Raw genomic sequence first — 14,886 nt, 5'->3', positions numbered from 1 at the left:
CTTGCCGCCAGGGAGCGGCTACACTCGATCCTGCAGGTCCGCGCCCGGGAGACGGGGCCGAACCTTTTGCAAAGGTACATGATGCGCATCAATTGCCCCCAATGCGGCTTTTTTCGGGAATTGCCCGACAACAAGGTTCCGGTGACCTCGACCATGGCCACCTGTCCCAAGTGCCGCCATCGGTTCAAATTCCGCCCTGACAGGGATCCGGTGTCGCGTCCCGCGCCCCGCGATCCGGCCCAGCAAGCCGCCCCGGCCCAGCCGCAGGACGACGGCGAGTCGTCCTGGCGCCGGTCCGGCAAGAATCCGGTGCGGCGCGACCAGAAGCCGCCCGTCGCCGCCCACTGGGACCCGGCCGAAACCCGGGACCTGCCGCCTGCGGACGAGCCCGTGCCGGCCCGCCGCCAGAGGACGCCGGCCCCGGCCGACGAAACTGAAGCGGCCCCGGCCCACACCTCCCGGCCGCCCTACGACGATACCGACCGTTTCGAGGAGGCCCCGGCCCGCGCCCCCCGTGCCCCGTACGACGAGGCCGGCCCATTGTCCGACGCCCCGCCCGCGGAGCCTCCCCGGCCCGGATCCCGCCGGAACGCGCCGGTTCCGGCCGCCCGCCGCCCGGCCCCGGCCGCGCCGCCCCGCGACGACACGCCCGAAGTCCCGGCCGATGATTGGCGCGAGGCCGGATACCGCCATTTCCGCGACAATGTGCCCGTTCCCGAAGCCGACGAACCGGATCCGTCCGGCCAGGCGCTGCGGCGGGACACGGACATACCGCCGGCCGTCGCTCCGGTTCCCGGCGACGAGCCGGTCGCCGGCCGCCGCCCGGCCCCGGCCGAAAGCCGTGCCGACGACGCAGAGCCGGCCGCCCCGCCGCGCCCGGCGGACCGCGCGCCCCAGCCCCGGGCCGCGTACCGGGACGACGAGCCGCAAGTCCGGGAGGCTCCGTCCCGAGACGACGTCCCCGAGGCTCCCGTCGCCCCGGATATCCCGGATCGGCCGCAGGCACCCAGGGCAGCCGACACCCCCGATCCCGCGCCGCGCCGCAGCGACGGCGTGCGCGACATCTGGGCCAGGCTCCAGGCCATGAACGACGAACCCCGGCGCAAGCCGGCCCCGGAATCCAAGCGCTTTTCCCCGGAGGACGGCCCGGGCGGCGACGAGACGCCCCGGGAAGTCGTCACCGACCCCATCCCGTGGGAACGCCTGGACGCCTACGGATTTTTCCCCGGCCTTTTCCTGACGCTCAAAAAGATCCTTTTTACCCCCATGGACTTTTTCGGGGCCATGCCCGAAGGCCGGCCCAAGGCCAAAGCGCTGGTCTTCAACCTGCTCATCAGCGAATTCCTGCTCGTCATCGATTTCCTGTGGTCGCTGTTCGGGCTGCGGGTCCGGCTCGGCGGCCCGGCCCAGTCCGAGGGCCTCGGCCTCATGGCCCACACCCCGGGGCTCGGCTTCCTGGTCGCCCTGCTCCTGGTGCCGCTGGCCATCTCCCTTGGCATCTACCTCGACGCCTGGCTCACCCATCTCTTGCTGCTCCTTTTCCGCAGCGCCAAGAAAGGCTTCAACGAGACCTTCCGGGTCATGTGCTACAGCGCCGCCCCCACGGTCCTGTCCGCCGTGCCCGTGGCCGGGCAGATCCTCTCGCCGGTCATCCTGGTCTGGTACATGACGCTGCAGGCCATCGGCCTCAAAAAAGTCCACGAGGCGGCCTATACCCAGACCCTGGCCGCCATTTTCATCAAATGGTCGCTGTATTTGTTCCTCCTCCTGGCCATGCTGCAAAACTTCGCGCCGGGGCACTGAGTCCGGTCCCGCCCGTAACCCTCTTGACGCCGGCCGCCGGAAGCGCAAGAAAGATCATGGTGGGGAGCGGCCCTGGCGGGCAGGGCCGTCCGAACAAGGTCGCGCGAACGCGCCGGCAGCGGCGGTGATGGAGTGAACCATGTTGGCATGGTTGCGGACAAAGATGCAATGCCTGGCCGAACAGCGGCGTCTGGCCAAGGAAATCCATCCCGAGACCTTCCGGAACATGGCCGCCGAGCTGGCGGAACTCGCCGACCTGGCCTCCAAGGCCCGGCCCGAGGAACAGGCCTTTCTCCTCAAGGCCCGGCGCATCCGCAAGGAAATGCTGGAACTGGAACGCATGACCACCCGGCCGGAATTCCGGATGCTCCCATCGAAAAAACGCCAGGAACTGCGCGAAAGCCTGCTCTCCTCGCGCGAGCAGCTCTTAAAGACCCTTTCCGACGCGCCCGTGGTCACCACCACCCGCCAATAACCAGCCCCGTCCGGAGGTCCCCATGCGCCGCCACCCGCGCCTCCCCCGTGCCCTGTCCTGCCTGGTCCTCGGCCTGCTCCTCCTTGGCGGCTGTGCCGTGGAACCCAAACTCACCGACAAGCACGTCCTGTCCGTCGACAACTACACCCGGCGCGGCAATCCCGAGGTCTACGTGGAGCCCATGCGCTCCCCGCCCACCCCCGTGTCCGGGCTCGTCGTCCCCTTCCAGGTCACCCAGGACATGGCCGGCTCCCAGGAACTCGGCGAACAGCTCACCCGCATCGTCTGGCAGACCTGGACCCGCGACCGCGTCTTCCCCAAGCTCCTCTTCGAACCGGGCCTGCGAAACGCCTCCACGCCCCAGGCCGTGGCCCTGGCCCGCAAAATGGGCCTCGACACGGTCATTGTCGGCAAGTTCACCTACGTCATGTCCGGCGGCACGCGCGGCGACTCCGGCGTTTCCTGCACCTTCGACGTCATCGACGTCCGAAACGGCGAACGCCTGTGGTCCATGGCCCACACCGGCACCATGGAAACCGGCCTGACCGAGGACTACATCATCTTTACCCGCAAAAACCGGATGCCGTCAGATCCCCTCGCCGCCATCACCGCCACCCTGGCCATGGACATGGGCGGGCCCATGACCAAATGGAACTACGGCTTCATCCCGCCCCCGCCCGCCGGTCCCAACCCGCGTCCGCCTGCGCCTGCCGGCCCGGGGGGCGCAGGATACTAAAGCCTCCGGCGGGGTCCGGGGCGGAATCCCGGTTTCGCCCTCCGCGTCCCCTTCCCCTGCCCCCCTACTTCCCGGCCGGGTTGTACTGCATGTAGACCACGCGGGTCTGCAAGAACTCCTCCAGGCCGTGTTTGCCGTCCGCGCCGCCGATGCCGGATTTGCGCCAGCCGGCGTGGAAGCCCTGCATGGCTTCGAAGTTCTCCCGGTTGACGTAGGTTTCCCCGAACTTGAGCTCGTTGGCCGCCCGCAGGGCCACGTCCAGGCGGGTGGTGTAGAGCGACGAGGTCAAGCCGTAGTCGCTGTCGTTGGCCAGGGCGATGGCCTCGTCCAGGTCCGTGAACGTGGCGATGGGCAGGACCGGGCCGAAGATCTCCTGCCGCATGATGTCCCACTCCTGCCGGCACTGGGCAAGGACCGTCGGCTCGAAGTGGTAGCCGCGCCTGCCCTCGGCCCGTTTGCCGCCGGTGCGCAGGATGGCGCCGTCGCCGATGGCCCGGGCCACGGCCGCTTCCACGCTCTCGAGCTGGTCCTGGCTGACCAAGGGCCCCATGTCGAGACCGGATTCCGCCAGCGGATCGCCAAAACGGGTGGCCGCCATGGCGGCCACCATCTTGGCCGTGAAAAGCTCGGCCACGGGCTCCTCGACGTAGACCCGCTCGGCGCAGTTGCAGACCTGCCCGGTGTTCAGGACCCGCGAGGCGTGGATGGCCCGGACCGCAAGGTCGAGGTCCGCATCGGCCATGACGATGGCCGGGGCCTTGCCCCCGAGTTCCAGCGACACCTTGGTGACGTTTTCCGCCGCCGCCTGCATGATGGCCACGCCGCCCGGGACGCTGCCGGTGAAGGTCACCATGCCGACCTTCGGGTGGCCGGCCAGGCTCCCGCCCACCTCGCTCCCGGACCCGGTGACCAGGTTGAAGACGCCGGGCGGCAGTTTGCATTCCTCGACGATCCTGGCGAATTCGAAGGCGTTGTTCGGGGTCAGGCTGCTTGGCTTCACCACGACGGTGTTGCCGGTGACGAGGGCCGGGGCGGCCTTGCGGGCGATGAGGAAGAACGGAAAATTCCAGGGCAGGATGCCGGCCACCACGCCGATGGGCTTTTTGAACAGAAAGATGTTCTCGCCCACCCGGTCGCTTTCGAGGATCTCGCCCTCGTAACGCCGGGCGAAGCCGGCCATGTAGTCGATGTAGTCGGCCGTAAAGAGCACCTCCGTGCGGGCCAGGGCCAAGACCTTGCCCTGCTCCTCGCTGATGGTGCGGGCCAGGGCGTCGGCCTTCTCCCGGACGGCGGCGGCGATCCGCACGAGGTGCCCGGCCCGGTCGATGGACGTCCGGGCGGCCCATTTGGGTTGGGCCCTGGCCGCGGCCCCAACGGCCATGTCCACGTCGTCGGCGTTGCCGACCGGGTATTCGGACACCACCTCTTCGGTGGCCGGACTCACGACCTGGCCCATGGGGCCGGCGTGCTCCAGGAACGCGCCGTCGATGAACATCTGGTAACGCCGCATGGCAACCTCCTTGGCGTCGGCACGGCCTCCCCCGGGGACAGGGGAAGGCATTGTCACCGGCATAGCACCGGGGATGCGGCGGAGCAATCGGGTCAACAAAAAAAGGGACAGCGGCGGGCCTGTCCCTTTGGGGAAAACCCTGGGCCCTGCCCCGGAATCCGCCGGTTGACCTTCCCCGGCCCCCCGGGGGATTCTGGTGGACGGTGGAGTCGCCTCCCCGTGCTTCCTCTGCAAGGCGGAGGCACGGCGGAAACGCGCGGGCTGCTCGAACGTGCCGACGAGGGAACTTGACAGGACAACTGGCTTTCGCTAGTTGTTTTTCGCTTTTTTATGTCTCGCCTTTTCTGAGAGGTTGCATGTTGGAGATTGCAGGAATCCGGTAACCAGACCCTTTTTGCTTTGGGTTTCGGTTATCGCCTTGTGCCAAGGCCCAGCAAGCGTCGCTGACGCTTGCTGCTTTTGTGCATTGGATTACTGCCTCAGGATCTCTGACATGAATATCTCGAAGCCGGAGCAAAGGACGCTTCACGTCCTGGCCAAAGGCGGCCGCATCGTGCATTACCGCAACGCATTGGGCCGCATCGCCTTTATCGAATGCTACACCAACGACGGCCTTGTGCTTTCCGATTGCACCCTGGCCGTTTTTACCAAGCTGAAAAGCAAACGGCTCATTGCATCGAAAGATGGCCACCCCTATCGGATCAATACCGCCGGCCTGAAGGCCGTGCGGTCACAGCTCGACAACCGCTGACCCCAGGGCGCTGGCAGGGATGGTTCTTGGAAACACTTCCCTGCCAGCGCCTTTGTGATGGAGCGATCTGTCTCTATCCGCTTCCTGCCGGCCTCCTCCCGGCCCACGGAGGTGAAACCTGCGTCGGCCCCGCCCCCTTCCCTGCAGACAAAAAAAAGCCCCCTGGCATCACCCAGGAGGCTGTCGTTTCCATCCACCATGCCCGCCGCTCGTCAAACGCCGAAGCCGACGATGCCGACGCGCACCCCAAAAACGGAACCGTCCCACCTTTCGTTTCGAAGGGGGGCGCGGGGGGAAACGCTTTTCAAAAGCGTTTCCCCCCGCGTCTTCATGCCTTCACTACCCGGCCACGGCGGCCTTCACTTTGGCGAAGGCTTCGTCGATGCCGGCCGGGTTGGTGCCGCCGGCTTGCGCCATGTCGGGCCGGCCGCCGCCGGAGCCGCCGACCGAGGCGGCCGCGTCCTTGATGAGGACCGGGGCCGTGAACCGGGCGTGCAGGTCCTTGCTGACGGCGACGATCAGGCTGACCTTGCCGTCTTCCTGTTCGGCGGCCAGGGCGATGACGCCGGAGGGGAGCTTGCTTCTGAGATCGTCCATGGCCTCGCGCAGGGCCTTGACGTTCGGCGCGTCCACCCGGGCGCAGAGAAGCTTCACGCCGCCCACCTCTTCCAGGCCGGCCATGAGGTCGCGGCCCTGGCCCGAGGCCAGCTTGCCGGCCAACTGCTCCTTCTCCTTGCCGAGGGCCCGGATGTCGTCGAAAAGCTTCTTGACGCGGGGCACCAGCTCGCCCGGCTTGGCCTTCAAGGTCTTGAGGCCCTCGTCGTACTCGCCGCGCATCTCGCGCACGTGGCGAAGCGCGTTTAAGCCCGTGGCCGCCTCGATGCGCCGGGTGCCGGCCGCGACGCCGGATTCGGACAGGATGAGGAAGCTGCCGGCCTGGCCGGTGGCGCGCAAGTGCGTGCCGCCGCAAAATTCCATGGTCACGCCCGGCACTTCGACCACCCGGACCTCGTCGCCGTACTTCTCGCCGAAAAGGGCCGTGGCGCCCTTGGCCCGGGCCGCGTCGATGCCCATGACCTCGGTCACCACCGGGGCGTCAAGGAGAATGGCCGCGTTGACCTCGTCCTCGACCCGGGCCAGCTCGTCAGGAGTCATGGCCGCGATGTGGGTGAAGTCGAAACGCAGCCGGTCCGGAGTGACCAGGGACCCGGCCTGGTTGACGTGGCTTCCCAGCACGTTTTTAAGGGCCTTGTGGAGCAGGTGGGTGGCGGTGTGGTTTCGGGCCGTGGCCGCGCGCACGGCCGGATCGACCGCCAGCTCGGCCTCCTGGTCGAGGAGGATCTCGCCCTTTTTCACCTCGATGTGGTGGGCGGTCAGGTCCGGACCGGCCTTGATGGCCCCGATGACGGCCGCGTCGCCGGTCAGGGTCGAAACCAACCCCACGTCGCCGGACTGGCCGCCGGATTCGCCGTAAAAGGGTGTCACGGCGCAGACCATGTAGCCGGTCTCGCCGGCAACCAGCCGCTCCACGGCCTGGCCCTCGGCCGAGACCAGGGCGTTGACCCGGCTGGCCCCGGTCAGGGCGTCGTAGCCGACGAACCGGGACTTCATGCCGGACTCCAGGAGTTCCAGGAACAGCACGGCCGGATCGGTCTCGCCGCTGCCCTTCCAGGCCTTCTTGGCCCGGGCCTTCTGCTCGGCCATGCAGGCCCGGTACCCGTCCTCGTCGGCCGCCATGCCACGCTTGCCGGCCACGTCGTTGACGATGTCCAGCGGAAATCCGTAGGTGTCGTAGAGCTTGAAGGCGAACTGGCCGGAAATGACGGCCTCGCCGGCCTCGCCGAGGCGGTCGAGCTCCTCGGCCAGGATGACAAGCCCCTTATCCAGCGTCACGCCGAAGCGCTCCTCTTCCTCGCGCACCACCCGCTCCATGAATTCCCGGCCGGCCAGCAGTTCCGGAAAGGCGTCGCCCATGACGTCGACCACGGTGCCGGCGGTCTTGTAGAGGAAGGGGTCGGACAGGCCGATCAGCTTCCCGAAACGCAGGGCCCGGCGGATCAAGCGGCGAAGGACATAGCCCCGGCCCTCGTTGGACGGCATGACGCCGTCGGCCAGGAGAAAGGCCACCGAGCGGCTGTGGTCCGCGATGACGCGAAGGGCGGTGTCGTGCTCGTCGTTGTGGCCGTAGGCCACGCCGGCGATGGTGGCGGCCGAGGCGATGATGGCCTTGAAGAGGTCGATGTCGAAATTGGAGTGCACGCCCTGGACGACCGCCGCGATGCGCTCCAGGCCCATGCCCGTGTCGATGCTCGGCCGGGGCAGGGCCACCCGGTTGCCCGGGGCGATCTGGTCGTACTGCATGAAGACCAGGTTCCAGATTTCGAGATACCGGTCGCAGTCGCAGGTGCCGATGCCGCAGTCGGGGCCGCAGGACACTTCCTCGCCCCGGTCGAACATGATCTCCGAGCACGGGCCGCAGGGGCCGGTGTCGCCCATGGACCAGAAATTGTCCTTTTCGCCGAGCCGGAAGATCCGGTCGTCCGTGAGGCCGGCGATCTTTTTCCACAACCCATGGGCCTCGTCGTCGTCCAGGTAGACCGTGGCGTAAAGCCGCGACTTGTCGAGCCCGATCACCTCGGTCAGAAACGTCCAGGCGAACCGGATGGCGTCTTCCTTGAAGTAGTCGCCAAAGGAGAAGTTGCCGAGCATCTCGAAGAAGGTGTGGTGGCGGGCCGTGCGGCCGACGTTTTCCAGGTCGTTGTGCTTGCCGCCGACGCGCAGGCACTTTTGCGAGGTGGTGGCCCGCTTGTACCCGGGCTTGTCCTGGCCCAGAAAGACCTTCTTGAACTGGACCATGCCGGCGTTGGTGAAAAGAAGGGTCGGGTCCTCGCGGGGAATAAGCGGCGAGGAAGCCACTTTCTGGTGGCCCTGTGCCGCGAAGAAGTCCAGGAACTTGGCGCGAATCTCGTTTGCCGTCATCATTGTCGCATGCCTCCGCATGGGAATGGGAAGCGCAAAGGAGTCCCCGCGTCTTCCTCGAAATGTATGAACCGGGGCGCTGCCCCGGACCCCCGCTGGGGCGCTGCCCCAGACCCCGCCAGGGCGCCGCCCTGGACCCCGCCAGGGCGCCGCCCTGGACCCGCCGGGAGGGGGTCACCCCCTCCCGGACCCTCCCGGTCCGGGGACCGCGACCGCCAGGATGCCGAGCCATCCTGGCGGTCGCGGTCCCCAAACAGGGCGATCCGGCAGGAACTTTTCCCCGCCGGCCGTACGTTCAACGCAAAAATCGCATCCCACTTGCCCCGTGGCCCTCCCCCCTTTCAGGGGGTCCGGGGGGGATGATCCCCCCGGCCGCCGGAGGCATCTTCTCTCTACTTACATACCGTCGTCGGCTTCCTGTTCCGCTTCCCCTTCCACTTCCGGGGCCGGCGGGGGCGTGTATTCGGCGAAGCCCAGGTGCTCGCGCAGCTTGCCTTCGATCTGGTCGCGGATGTCGGTGTGCTCCTGGAGGAAGCTGCGCACGTTGTCGCGGCCCTGGCCGAGGCGTTCGGAGCCGAAGGCGAACCAGGCCCCGGACTTGTCCACGATGCCGGCCTCGACGCCCATGTCGATCAGCTCGCCCTCGCGGGAGACGCCGGTGCCGTAGAGGATGTCAAACAGGGCCTCGCGAAACGGCGGCGCGACCTTGTTTTTCACCACCTTGACCCGGCAGCGGCTGCCGTAGGTCTCTTCCTTGTCCTTGAGCGTCTGGATGCGCCGGATGTCCAGGCGCACGCTGGCGTAGAACTTGAGCGCGTTGCCGCCGGTGGTGGTTTCCGGGCTGCCGTAGCCGGTCATGCCGATCTTCATGCGGATCTGGTTGATGAAGATGACGGCGGTGTGGGACTTGTGGATGGTGCCGGTCAGCTTGCGCATGGCATGGGACATGAGCCGGGCCTGGCCGCCGACCTGGGTCTCGCCCATCTCGCCTTCGAGTTCGGCCTGGGGGATGAGCGCGGCCACCGAGTCGATGACCACCACGTCCACGGCGCCGGACCGCACCAGCAGGTCCGCGATGTCGAGCGCCTGTTCGCCGTAGTCGGGCTGGGAGATGAGCAGTTCCGTGGTCTTGACGCCGAGCCGCTTGGCGTAGTTGACGTCCAGGGCGTGTTCGGCGTCGATGAAGGCGGCGGTGCCGCCGAGTTTCTGGGATTCGGCGATGATATGCAGGGCCAACGTGGTCTTGCCCGAGGATTCGGGGCCGTAGATCTCGGTCATCCGCCCCTTGGGGATGCCGCCGATGCCAAGGGCCAGGTCGAGGCCGATGGAGCCGGTGGGGATGGACGGGATCTTCACATGGGCGGAATCTTCCAGACGCATGACGGCGCCCTGGCCGTGCTTGCGCTCGATGGTGGTGAGCGCCGTGGCGAGGGCTTCGTTGCGGAACTCTTCAGGGGATTGGGCAGGCTTTCTGGCCATTCGCCGTGTCCTCACTTGATGTTGGGGCTAAAGGAAACCGTGTAGCAAAATCCTTGCCGCACGGCAACGTCCCAGGCTGGCGGCGCGTTGCCGCCCGGAGAACGTTTGGCTGGAATATAAGCCCGGGGCCGCAAAAAGAAAGGCCGCGAACCCGCGTTGCCAGAGAAAAATTCGCAAGCCGCCAGGGCCCGGCCGGCCCGGACGGGCGGCCCATTTCCCCTTGCCACGCCGGCCCGGACACCTTAGCTACGCCCCATGAAATCCTACCACGCCCTGGCCCTTTTCTCCGGCGGCCTCGACAGCATCCTGGCCGCCAAGACCGTGGCGGCCCAGGGGCTCGACGTCCTGTGCCTGCATTTCGTCAGCCCCTTTTTCGGCAAGCCCCGCCTGATCGACCACTGGCGCGACATCTACAACCTGGACATCGTTGCGGTGGACGTCTCGGCCCCGTATGTCGCCATGCTGGCCGCCGGGCCGCGCCACGGCCTGGGCAAGGTTTTAAATCCCTGCATCGACTGCAAGATCCTCATGCTGCGCCGGGCCAAGGAGCTCTTGGCCGAATACGGGGCCTCGTTTCTCATTTCCGGCGAGGTCATCGGCCAGCGGCCCATGTCCCAGCGCCGGGACGCCCTGGACATCATCAGCCGCGACTCGGCCACGCGCGGCCTGCTCCTGCGCCCCCTTTGCGCCAGGCGGCTCCTGGAAACCGAAGCCGAGACGTCGGGGCTCGTGGACCGGGAGCGGCTCCTGTCCATGAGCGGCCGGGGCCGCAAGGACCAGATGGCCCTGGCCGAACACTACGCCCTCAAGGAAATCCCCACCCCGGCCGGCGGCTGCCTCTTGACCGAAGAGGCCTCGGCCCGCCGGTTTTTTCCGCTGTTCCTGCAAACCACGCCCCCGTCGCCCTCGGACTTCGACCTGGCCAACATCGGTCGCCAGTATTGGGCCGGGGACAAGTGGCTGGCCATCGGCCGCAACCAGTCCGACAACGCCCGCCTGGAGGCCGCTCTCGGCCCGGACGACCTGGTCTTCAAGGTCCGGTCCCTGCCGGGGCCCCTCGGCCTGGCCCGCCGCCTGCCCGGGGCGGTGTGGGACGCCGCGGCCGTGGCCGACGCCGCCGCCTTCGTGGCCTCGTTCAACCCCAAGGCCCGGGCCACGGCCGGGGTCGTCAAGGTGGACGTGGCCGGCGGCGACCACCCCTCCGTCATCGTCACCCCGGCCAGGCAGACCCCCCTCGGTTGGAGCGAGCCGACCTGGGAGGACGTGCGCCAGAAAAAGCGCGAACGCTTCACCATCTGCGGCGTGGGCGGTCGGTAGGGAAAAGGCGAAAAGGGAGAAGATGCCTCCGGCGGCCGGGGGGGATCATCCCCCCCGGACCCCCCGGACCCCCCGGATGGTGGGCCGGATGGTGGTGGGTGGAAAGGAAAATGGCCGGGAGGGACGGTCCCTCCCGGCAAAAACCGGATTCGGCCCCGGTCGCGATCGCTTTTACTGGCCGGCCTGGACGTGGCTTTGGCCACTCAGCTTCGGCGGGGTGATCTCCATGGATCCCCGGCACCCGGCCAGGCTCAGAAACAGCGCGGCCACCATCGTCAAAAGAATTCCCGTCCTCATAGAGTGCCCACCTCGGGTCCCCGCGAAATGAGGCCGGCCCGCCGCCCGGGGTCATGACGGCGATCCGGCGAAGCAGGACGCGGCTACGGCCGGCGCAGGTAGCGGGCGTCGATCCAGCCCGGAGCGCCGGAATCCACCACCACGATGCGGGCCCAGCCGTTCTGGTATTCATAGACCCGGACCGCCTGTCCACGGTACGCCACCGTGCGCACTTCGCACGAGGGGGCGGGGCAGGTCCGGACATTGACCGTGTCGGCGCCAACCACCCGCACGTACCCAGCCGGCGGCGGCGGTGTCAGATCGACCGAAACGCTGCAGCCAACGGCCAACATGGCCAGGAGCAATCCCATCGCAAGCACAGTGACCAGTCTCATTTTCATGGCTCCCTCCTTCTACGGGATTATTTATCATTTGATGCCCCACTCCGGCCTTCTTGTCCAGGGAATCCTTGACTTTCTTTGCAACTCGTGGCCCCCCTCGCCCGCAGGGGGCCTTGCATGGAACTGACCGTCCTTGTGGACAACAACACCCTGACCGACCGTTACCTTCTCGGGGAGCCAGGCCTGGCGCTCTTTTTGCGGGACCAGGACCATTGCACGCTCTTCGACTGCGGCTACAGCGGCGTGCTCGTCGCCAACGCCGGCCGGCTGGACATCGACTTGCGCCGGCTGGATGCCGTGGTGCTGTCCCACGGCCACCTGGACCATACCTGGGGCCTCTCCCATCTGATCGCCCACTACGCCGGAGAGGCCCTGGAAAGACGCCCCGCCGCCCGGCCGGCGCTTTTCGCCCACCCCGACGCCCTGGCCCCGCGCCAGGCCGACGGCCTGCCCATCGGCCCGCTTTTGGCCGTGGACGCCCTGGCCGGCTTTTTCGACCTGCGCCTGACCCGCCAGCCCGTCCGCCTGACCGACCGCCTCGTCTTTCTCGGCGAGATCCCGAAGAAACATCCCGGCGACGCCACGGCGCCCATCGGCCTGCGCCAGACCCCGTCCGGACCGGTGCCGGACACCCTGCCCGACGACACGGCCCTGGCCTGGCGCGGCCGGGACGGCCTCGTCGTCGTCACGGGCTGTTCCCACGCCGGCATCCGCAACATCGTGGACCACGCCCGGGACGTGACGGGCGAGAAGCGGGTGGCCGCCGTGGTCGGCGGGCTCCACCTCCTTCACGCCGCCCCGGACAAGCTGGCGGCGGTGGCGGCGTTCCTGCGCGAAAGGGGCGTGGCCGCGCTCTACCCCTGCCACTGCACCGACCTGGCCGCCAAGGTGGCCCTGGCCGGGGCGATCCCGGTCCACGAGGTCGGCGTCGGCCTCCGCCTCGCTTTTCCGTAGCGCCGCGCATTGCCCGGACGGGCCGTTTTGCGTATCTGTTGCTGGAAGCCTCGTCCGAAGCGGCGCGGCCCAAGGAGACAACATGACCATGTGGGACGCCAAGCCCCCCCGCCACGACGTGTCGCGCCTGACCGAGCACGACGTTTACCTGTTCAAGCAGGGCAACCATTTCGACCTGCCGGACAAGCTCGGCTCCCGGGCCATGGCCGTGGAAGGCGAGGACGGCGTCCACTTCGCGGTCTGGGCCCCCAACGCCAAGTCCGTGTCCGTGGTCGGGGATTTCAACGGCTGGGAGCCCGGCCGCCACCCCATGGCCGTGCGCCACGACGCCTCGGGCATCTACGAATGCTTCGTCCCGGGCCTCGGCAAGGGCGTGCGCTACAAATACCACATCAGTTCCAGCGTGGCCGACTACCGGGCCGACAAGGGCGACCCCTACGCCTTCTACTGGGAGACCTCGCCCAACACCGCCTCCATCGTCTGGGACCTGGACCACGACTGGCAGGACGCCGCCTGGATGGCCTCGCGCCAGGAGAAAAACGGCTTTTCCGCGCCCATTTCCATCTACGAGGCCCACCTCGGCTCATTTCGGCGCGTCCACGAGGACCGCTACCGGTCCCTGTCCTACCTGGAGATGGCCGACAGCCTCACCGAGCACGTGCTGCGGGCGGGATTTTCCCACGTGGAATTCCTGCCCATCATGGAGCACCCCTTCTTCGGCTCCTGGGGCTACCAGACGCTCGGCTACTTCGCCCCGACCAGCCGCTTCGGCACGCCCCAGGACTTCATGACGCTCATCGACCGGCTCCACCAGAACGGCATCGGCGTGGTCCTCGACTGGGTGCCCTCCCACTTCCCCACCGACGGCTACGGCCTGTCCTTTTTCGACGGCACCCACCTCTACGAGCACGCGGACCCGAAAAAGGGCTACCACCCGGACTGGAACTGCTACATCTTTAACACCGGCCGCTACGAGGTGAAGGCCTTCCTCATCTCGAGCGCCCTGTTCTGGCTCAAACACTACCACGTGGACGCCCTGCGCGTGGACGCCGTGGCCTCCATGCTCTACCTCGACTACTCCCGCCGCGAGGGCGAATGGATTCCCAATATCCACGGCGGCCGGGAAAACCTCGACAACATCGAGTTTTTGCGCCGCCTGAACGAAATGGTCTACACCCGCTTCCCGGACTGCGAGACCATGGCCGAGGAGTCCACGTCCTGGCCCATGGTGTCCCGCCCGCCCTACCTGGGCGGCCTTGGCTTCGGCATGAAGTGGAACATGGGCTGGATGCACGACACCCTGGCCTACTTCGCCCGCGACCCCATCTTTCGCAAATACCACCACAGCCAGCTGACGTTCAGCATCTGGTACGCCTTTTCCGAGAACTTCGTCCTGCCGCTGTCCCACGACGAGGTGGTCTACGGCAAAGGCAGCCTGCTCTCGAAGATGCCGGGCGACGACTGGCGGCGGTTTGCCAACCTGCGCCTCCTTTTCGGCTACATGTTCGGCCACCCGGGCAAGAAGCTCCTGTTCATGGGCGGCGAGTTCGGCCAGTGGCAGGAGTGGAACCACGACGCCGAACCCCAGTGGGAACTGCTCGAATCTCCGCCGCACCAGGGCATTTTCCAGTGGGTGGCCGACCTGAACCGGCTTTACAAGGCCGAACCGGCCCTCTACGAACGCGACTTCAAGGCCGAAGGCTTCGAGTGGATCGACTACCGCGACGCCGAGGCCAGCGTCCTGTCCTTTCTGCGGCGCGGCAAAAGCCCCGGCGAGATGGTGCTCGTGGCCCTCAATTTCACCCCCGTGCCGCGCGAAAGCTACCGCATCGGCGTGCCGGCCCCGGGCCTGTGGACCGAGCTCTTGAACAGCGACGCCCGGGCCTACGGCGGCTCGGGCCTCGGCAACGCCGGGGCCGTCATGGCCGAGGCCATCGAAAGCTTCGACCACCCCTACTCCCTGACCCTGACCCTGCCGCCGCTCGCCGCCGTCTTCCTGCGCCCGGCGCGAAAGTAAGGGAAAAGGAGAAAAGAGAAGCGAAGATGCCTCCGGCGGCCGGGGGGGATTTTCCAGCCCCCCCGGACCCCCTGAAAGGGGAAATTGAAGAAAAGCAAGGGATCGACGCGGAATGTCGAGGCTGTTTGACGACGCAATCGCCATGCGCCCCCGTTAGGAGTTTTTTGGGGAAGGAGGGGGTGTGGGGG

12 protein-coding genes are annotated in these 14,886 nt (G+C 67.4%); 7 read left to right on the top strand and 5 right to left on the bottom strand.

Annotated features, from left to right (window positions below; translation table 11 throughout):
* Nucleotides 1-78: 78 nt before the first annotated feature.
* The 3 genes from DFW101_RS13325 to DFW101_RS13315 all read left to right on the top strand — a co-directional run bounded on the left by DFW101_RS13325 (nt 79) and on the right by DFW101_RS13315 (nt 3,014).
* Complete coding sequence (locus DFW101_RS13325; protein ID WP_232286038.1) at nt 79-1,803, top strand: YIP1 family protein; 1,725 nt, start codon at nt 79-81, stop codon at nt 1,801-1,803.
* A 139-nt stretch (nt 1,804-1,942) separates the two neighbouring features.
* Complete coding sequence (locus DFW101_RS13320; RefSeq protein ID WP_009182046.1) at nt 1,943-2,278, top strand: hypothetical protein; 336 nt, start codon at nt 1,943-1,945, stop codon at nt 2,276-2,278.
* 22 nt (nt 2,279-2,300) lie between these two features.
* Entirely contained in the window at nt 2,301-3,014 is a 714-nt protein-coding gene (locus DFW101_RS13315) for a hypothetical protein (RefSeq protein WP_009182045.1), read from the top strand.
* A 64-nt stretch (nt 3,015-3,078) separates the two neighbouring features.
* On the opposite strand, the gene aldA is transcribed toward DFW101_RS13315, so the two are convergent.
* Entirely contained in the window at nt 3,079-4,524 is a 1,446-nt protein-coding gene (gene aldA / locus DFW101_RS13310) for an aldehyde dehydrogenase (RefSeq protein WP_009182044.1), read from the bottom strand.
* 493 nt (nt 4,525-5,017) lie between these two features.
* Here aldA and DFW101_RS13305 point away from each other — a divergent pair, with 493 nt between their 5' ends.
* Nucleotides 5,018-5,275 (top strand): YjhX family toxin, encoded by a 258-nt coding sequence (locus DFW101_RS13305; RefSeq protein WP_009182043.1) that lies wholly within the window; start codon nt 5,018-5,020, stop codon nt 5,273-5,275.
* A gap of 339 nt (nt 5,276-5,614) precedes the next feature.
* Here DFW101_RS13305 and alaS read toward each other — a convergent pair whose 3' ends face one another.
* Nucleotides 5,615-8,257: an alanine--tRNA ligase gene (alaS, locus tag DFW101_RS13300; RefSeq protein WP_009182042.1), complete on the bottom strand. Its 2,643-nt coding sequence runs from the start codon at nt 8,255-8,257 to the stop codon at nt 5,615-5,617.
* A gap of 393 nt (nt 8,258-8,650) precedes the next feature.
* Entirely contained in the window at nt 8,651-9,733 is a 1,083-nt protein-coding gene (recA, locus tag DFW101_RS13295; protein WP_009182041.1) for a recombinase RecA, read from the bottom strand.
* A gap of 255 nt (nt 9,734-9,988) precedes the next feature.
* Between recA and DFW101_RS13290 the strand changes: the two genes are divergently transcribed.
* Nucleotides 9,989-11,050, top strand: a complete 1,062-nt coding sequence (locus DFW101_RS13290) for an adenine nucleotide alpha hydrolase family protein (RefSeq protein ID WP_009182040.1) — start codon at nt 9,989-9,991, stop codon at nt 11,048-11,050.
* Nucleotides 11,051-11,221: 171 nt separating this feature from the next.
* On the opposite strand, the gene DFW101_RS20185 is transcribed toward DFW101_RS13290, so the two are convergent.
* Together DFW101_RS20185 and DFW101_RS13285 are read right to left on the bottom strand one after the other, a co-directional pair.
* On the bottom strand, nt 11,222-11,347 hold the full coding sequence (locus DFW101_RS20185) for a hypothetical protein (protein WP_009110727.1): 126 nt from the start codon (nt 11,345-11,347) through the stop codon (nt 11,222-11,224).
* An 83-nt stretch (nt 11,348-11,430) separates the two neighbouring features.
* Nucleotides 11,431-11,727: an SH3 domain-containing protein gene (locus tag DFW101_RS13285; RefSeq protein ID WP_009182039.1), complete on the bottom strand. Its 297-nt coding sequence runs from the start codon at nt 11,725-11,727 to the stop codon at nt 11,431-11,433.
* A gap of 117 nt (nt 11,728-11,844) precedes the next feature.
* On the opposite strand from DFW101_RS13285, the gene DFW101_RS13280 reads away from it, so the two are divergent.
* Together DFW101_RS13280 and glgB are read left to right on the top strand one after the other, a co-directional pair.
* Nucleotides 11,845-12,681: an MBL fold metallo-hydrolase gene (locus DFW101_RS13280; RefSeq protein ID WP_009182038.1), complete on the top strand. Its 837-nt coding sequence runs from the start codon at nt 11,845-11,847 to the stop codon at nt 12,679-12,681.
* Nucleotides 12,682-12,763: 82 nt separating this feature from the next.
* Complete coding sequence (glgB, locus tag DFW101_RS13275; protein ID WP_009182037.1) at nt 12,764-14,698, top strand: 1,4-alpha-glucan branching protein GlgB; 1,935 nt, start codon at nt 12,764-12,766, stop codon at nt 14,696-14,698.
* Nucleotides 14,699-14,886: the final 188 nt, after the last annotated feature.

This window comes from Solidesulfovibrio carbinoliphilus subsp. oakridgensis (assembly GCF_000177215.2).
Lineage (GTDB): Bacteria > Desulfobacterota > Desulfovibrionia > Desulfovibrionales > Desulfovibrionaceae > Solidesulfovibrio > Solidesulfovibrio carbinoliphilus.
The sequence above is the reverse complement of the archived record's forward strand: the minus strand, read 5'-3'. Positions and strand labels throughout refer to the sequence as shown.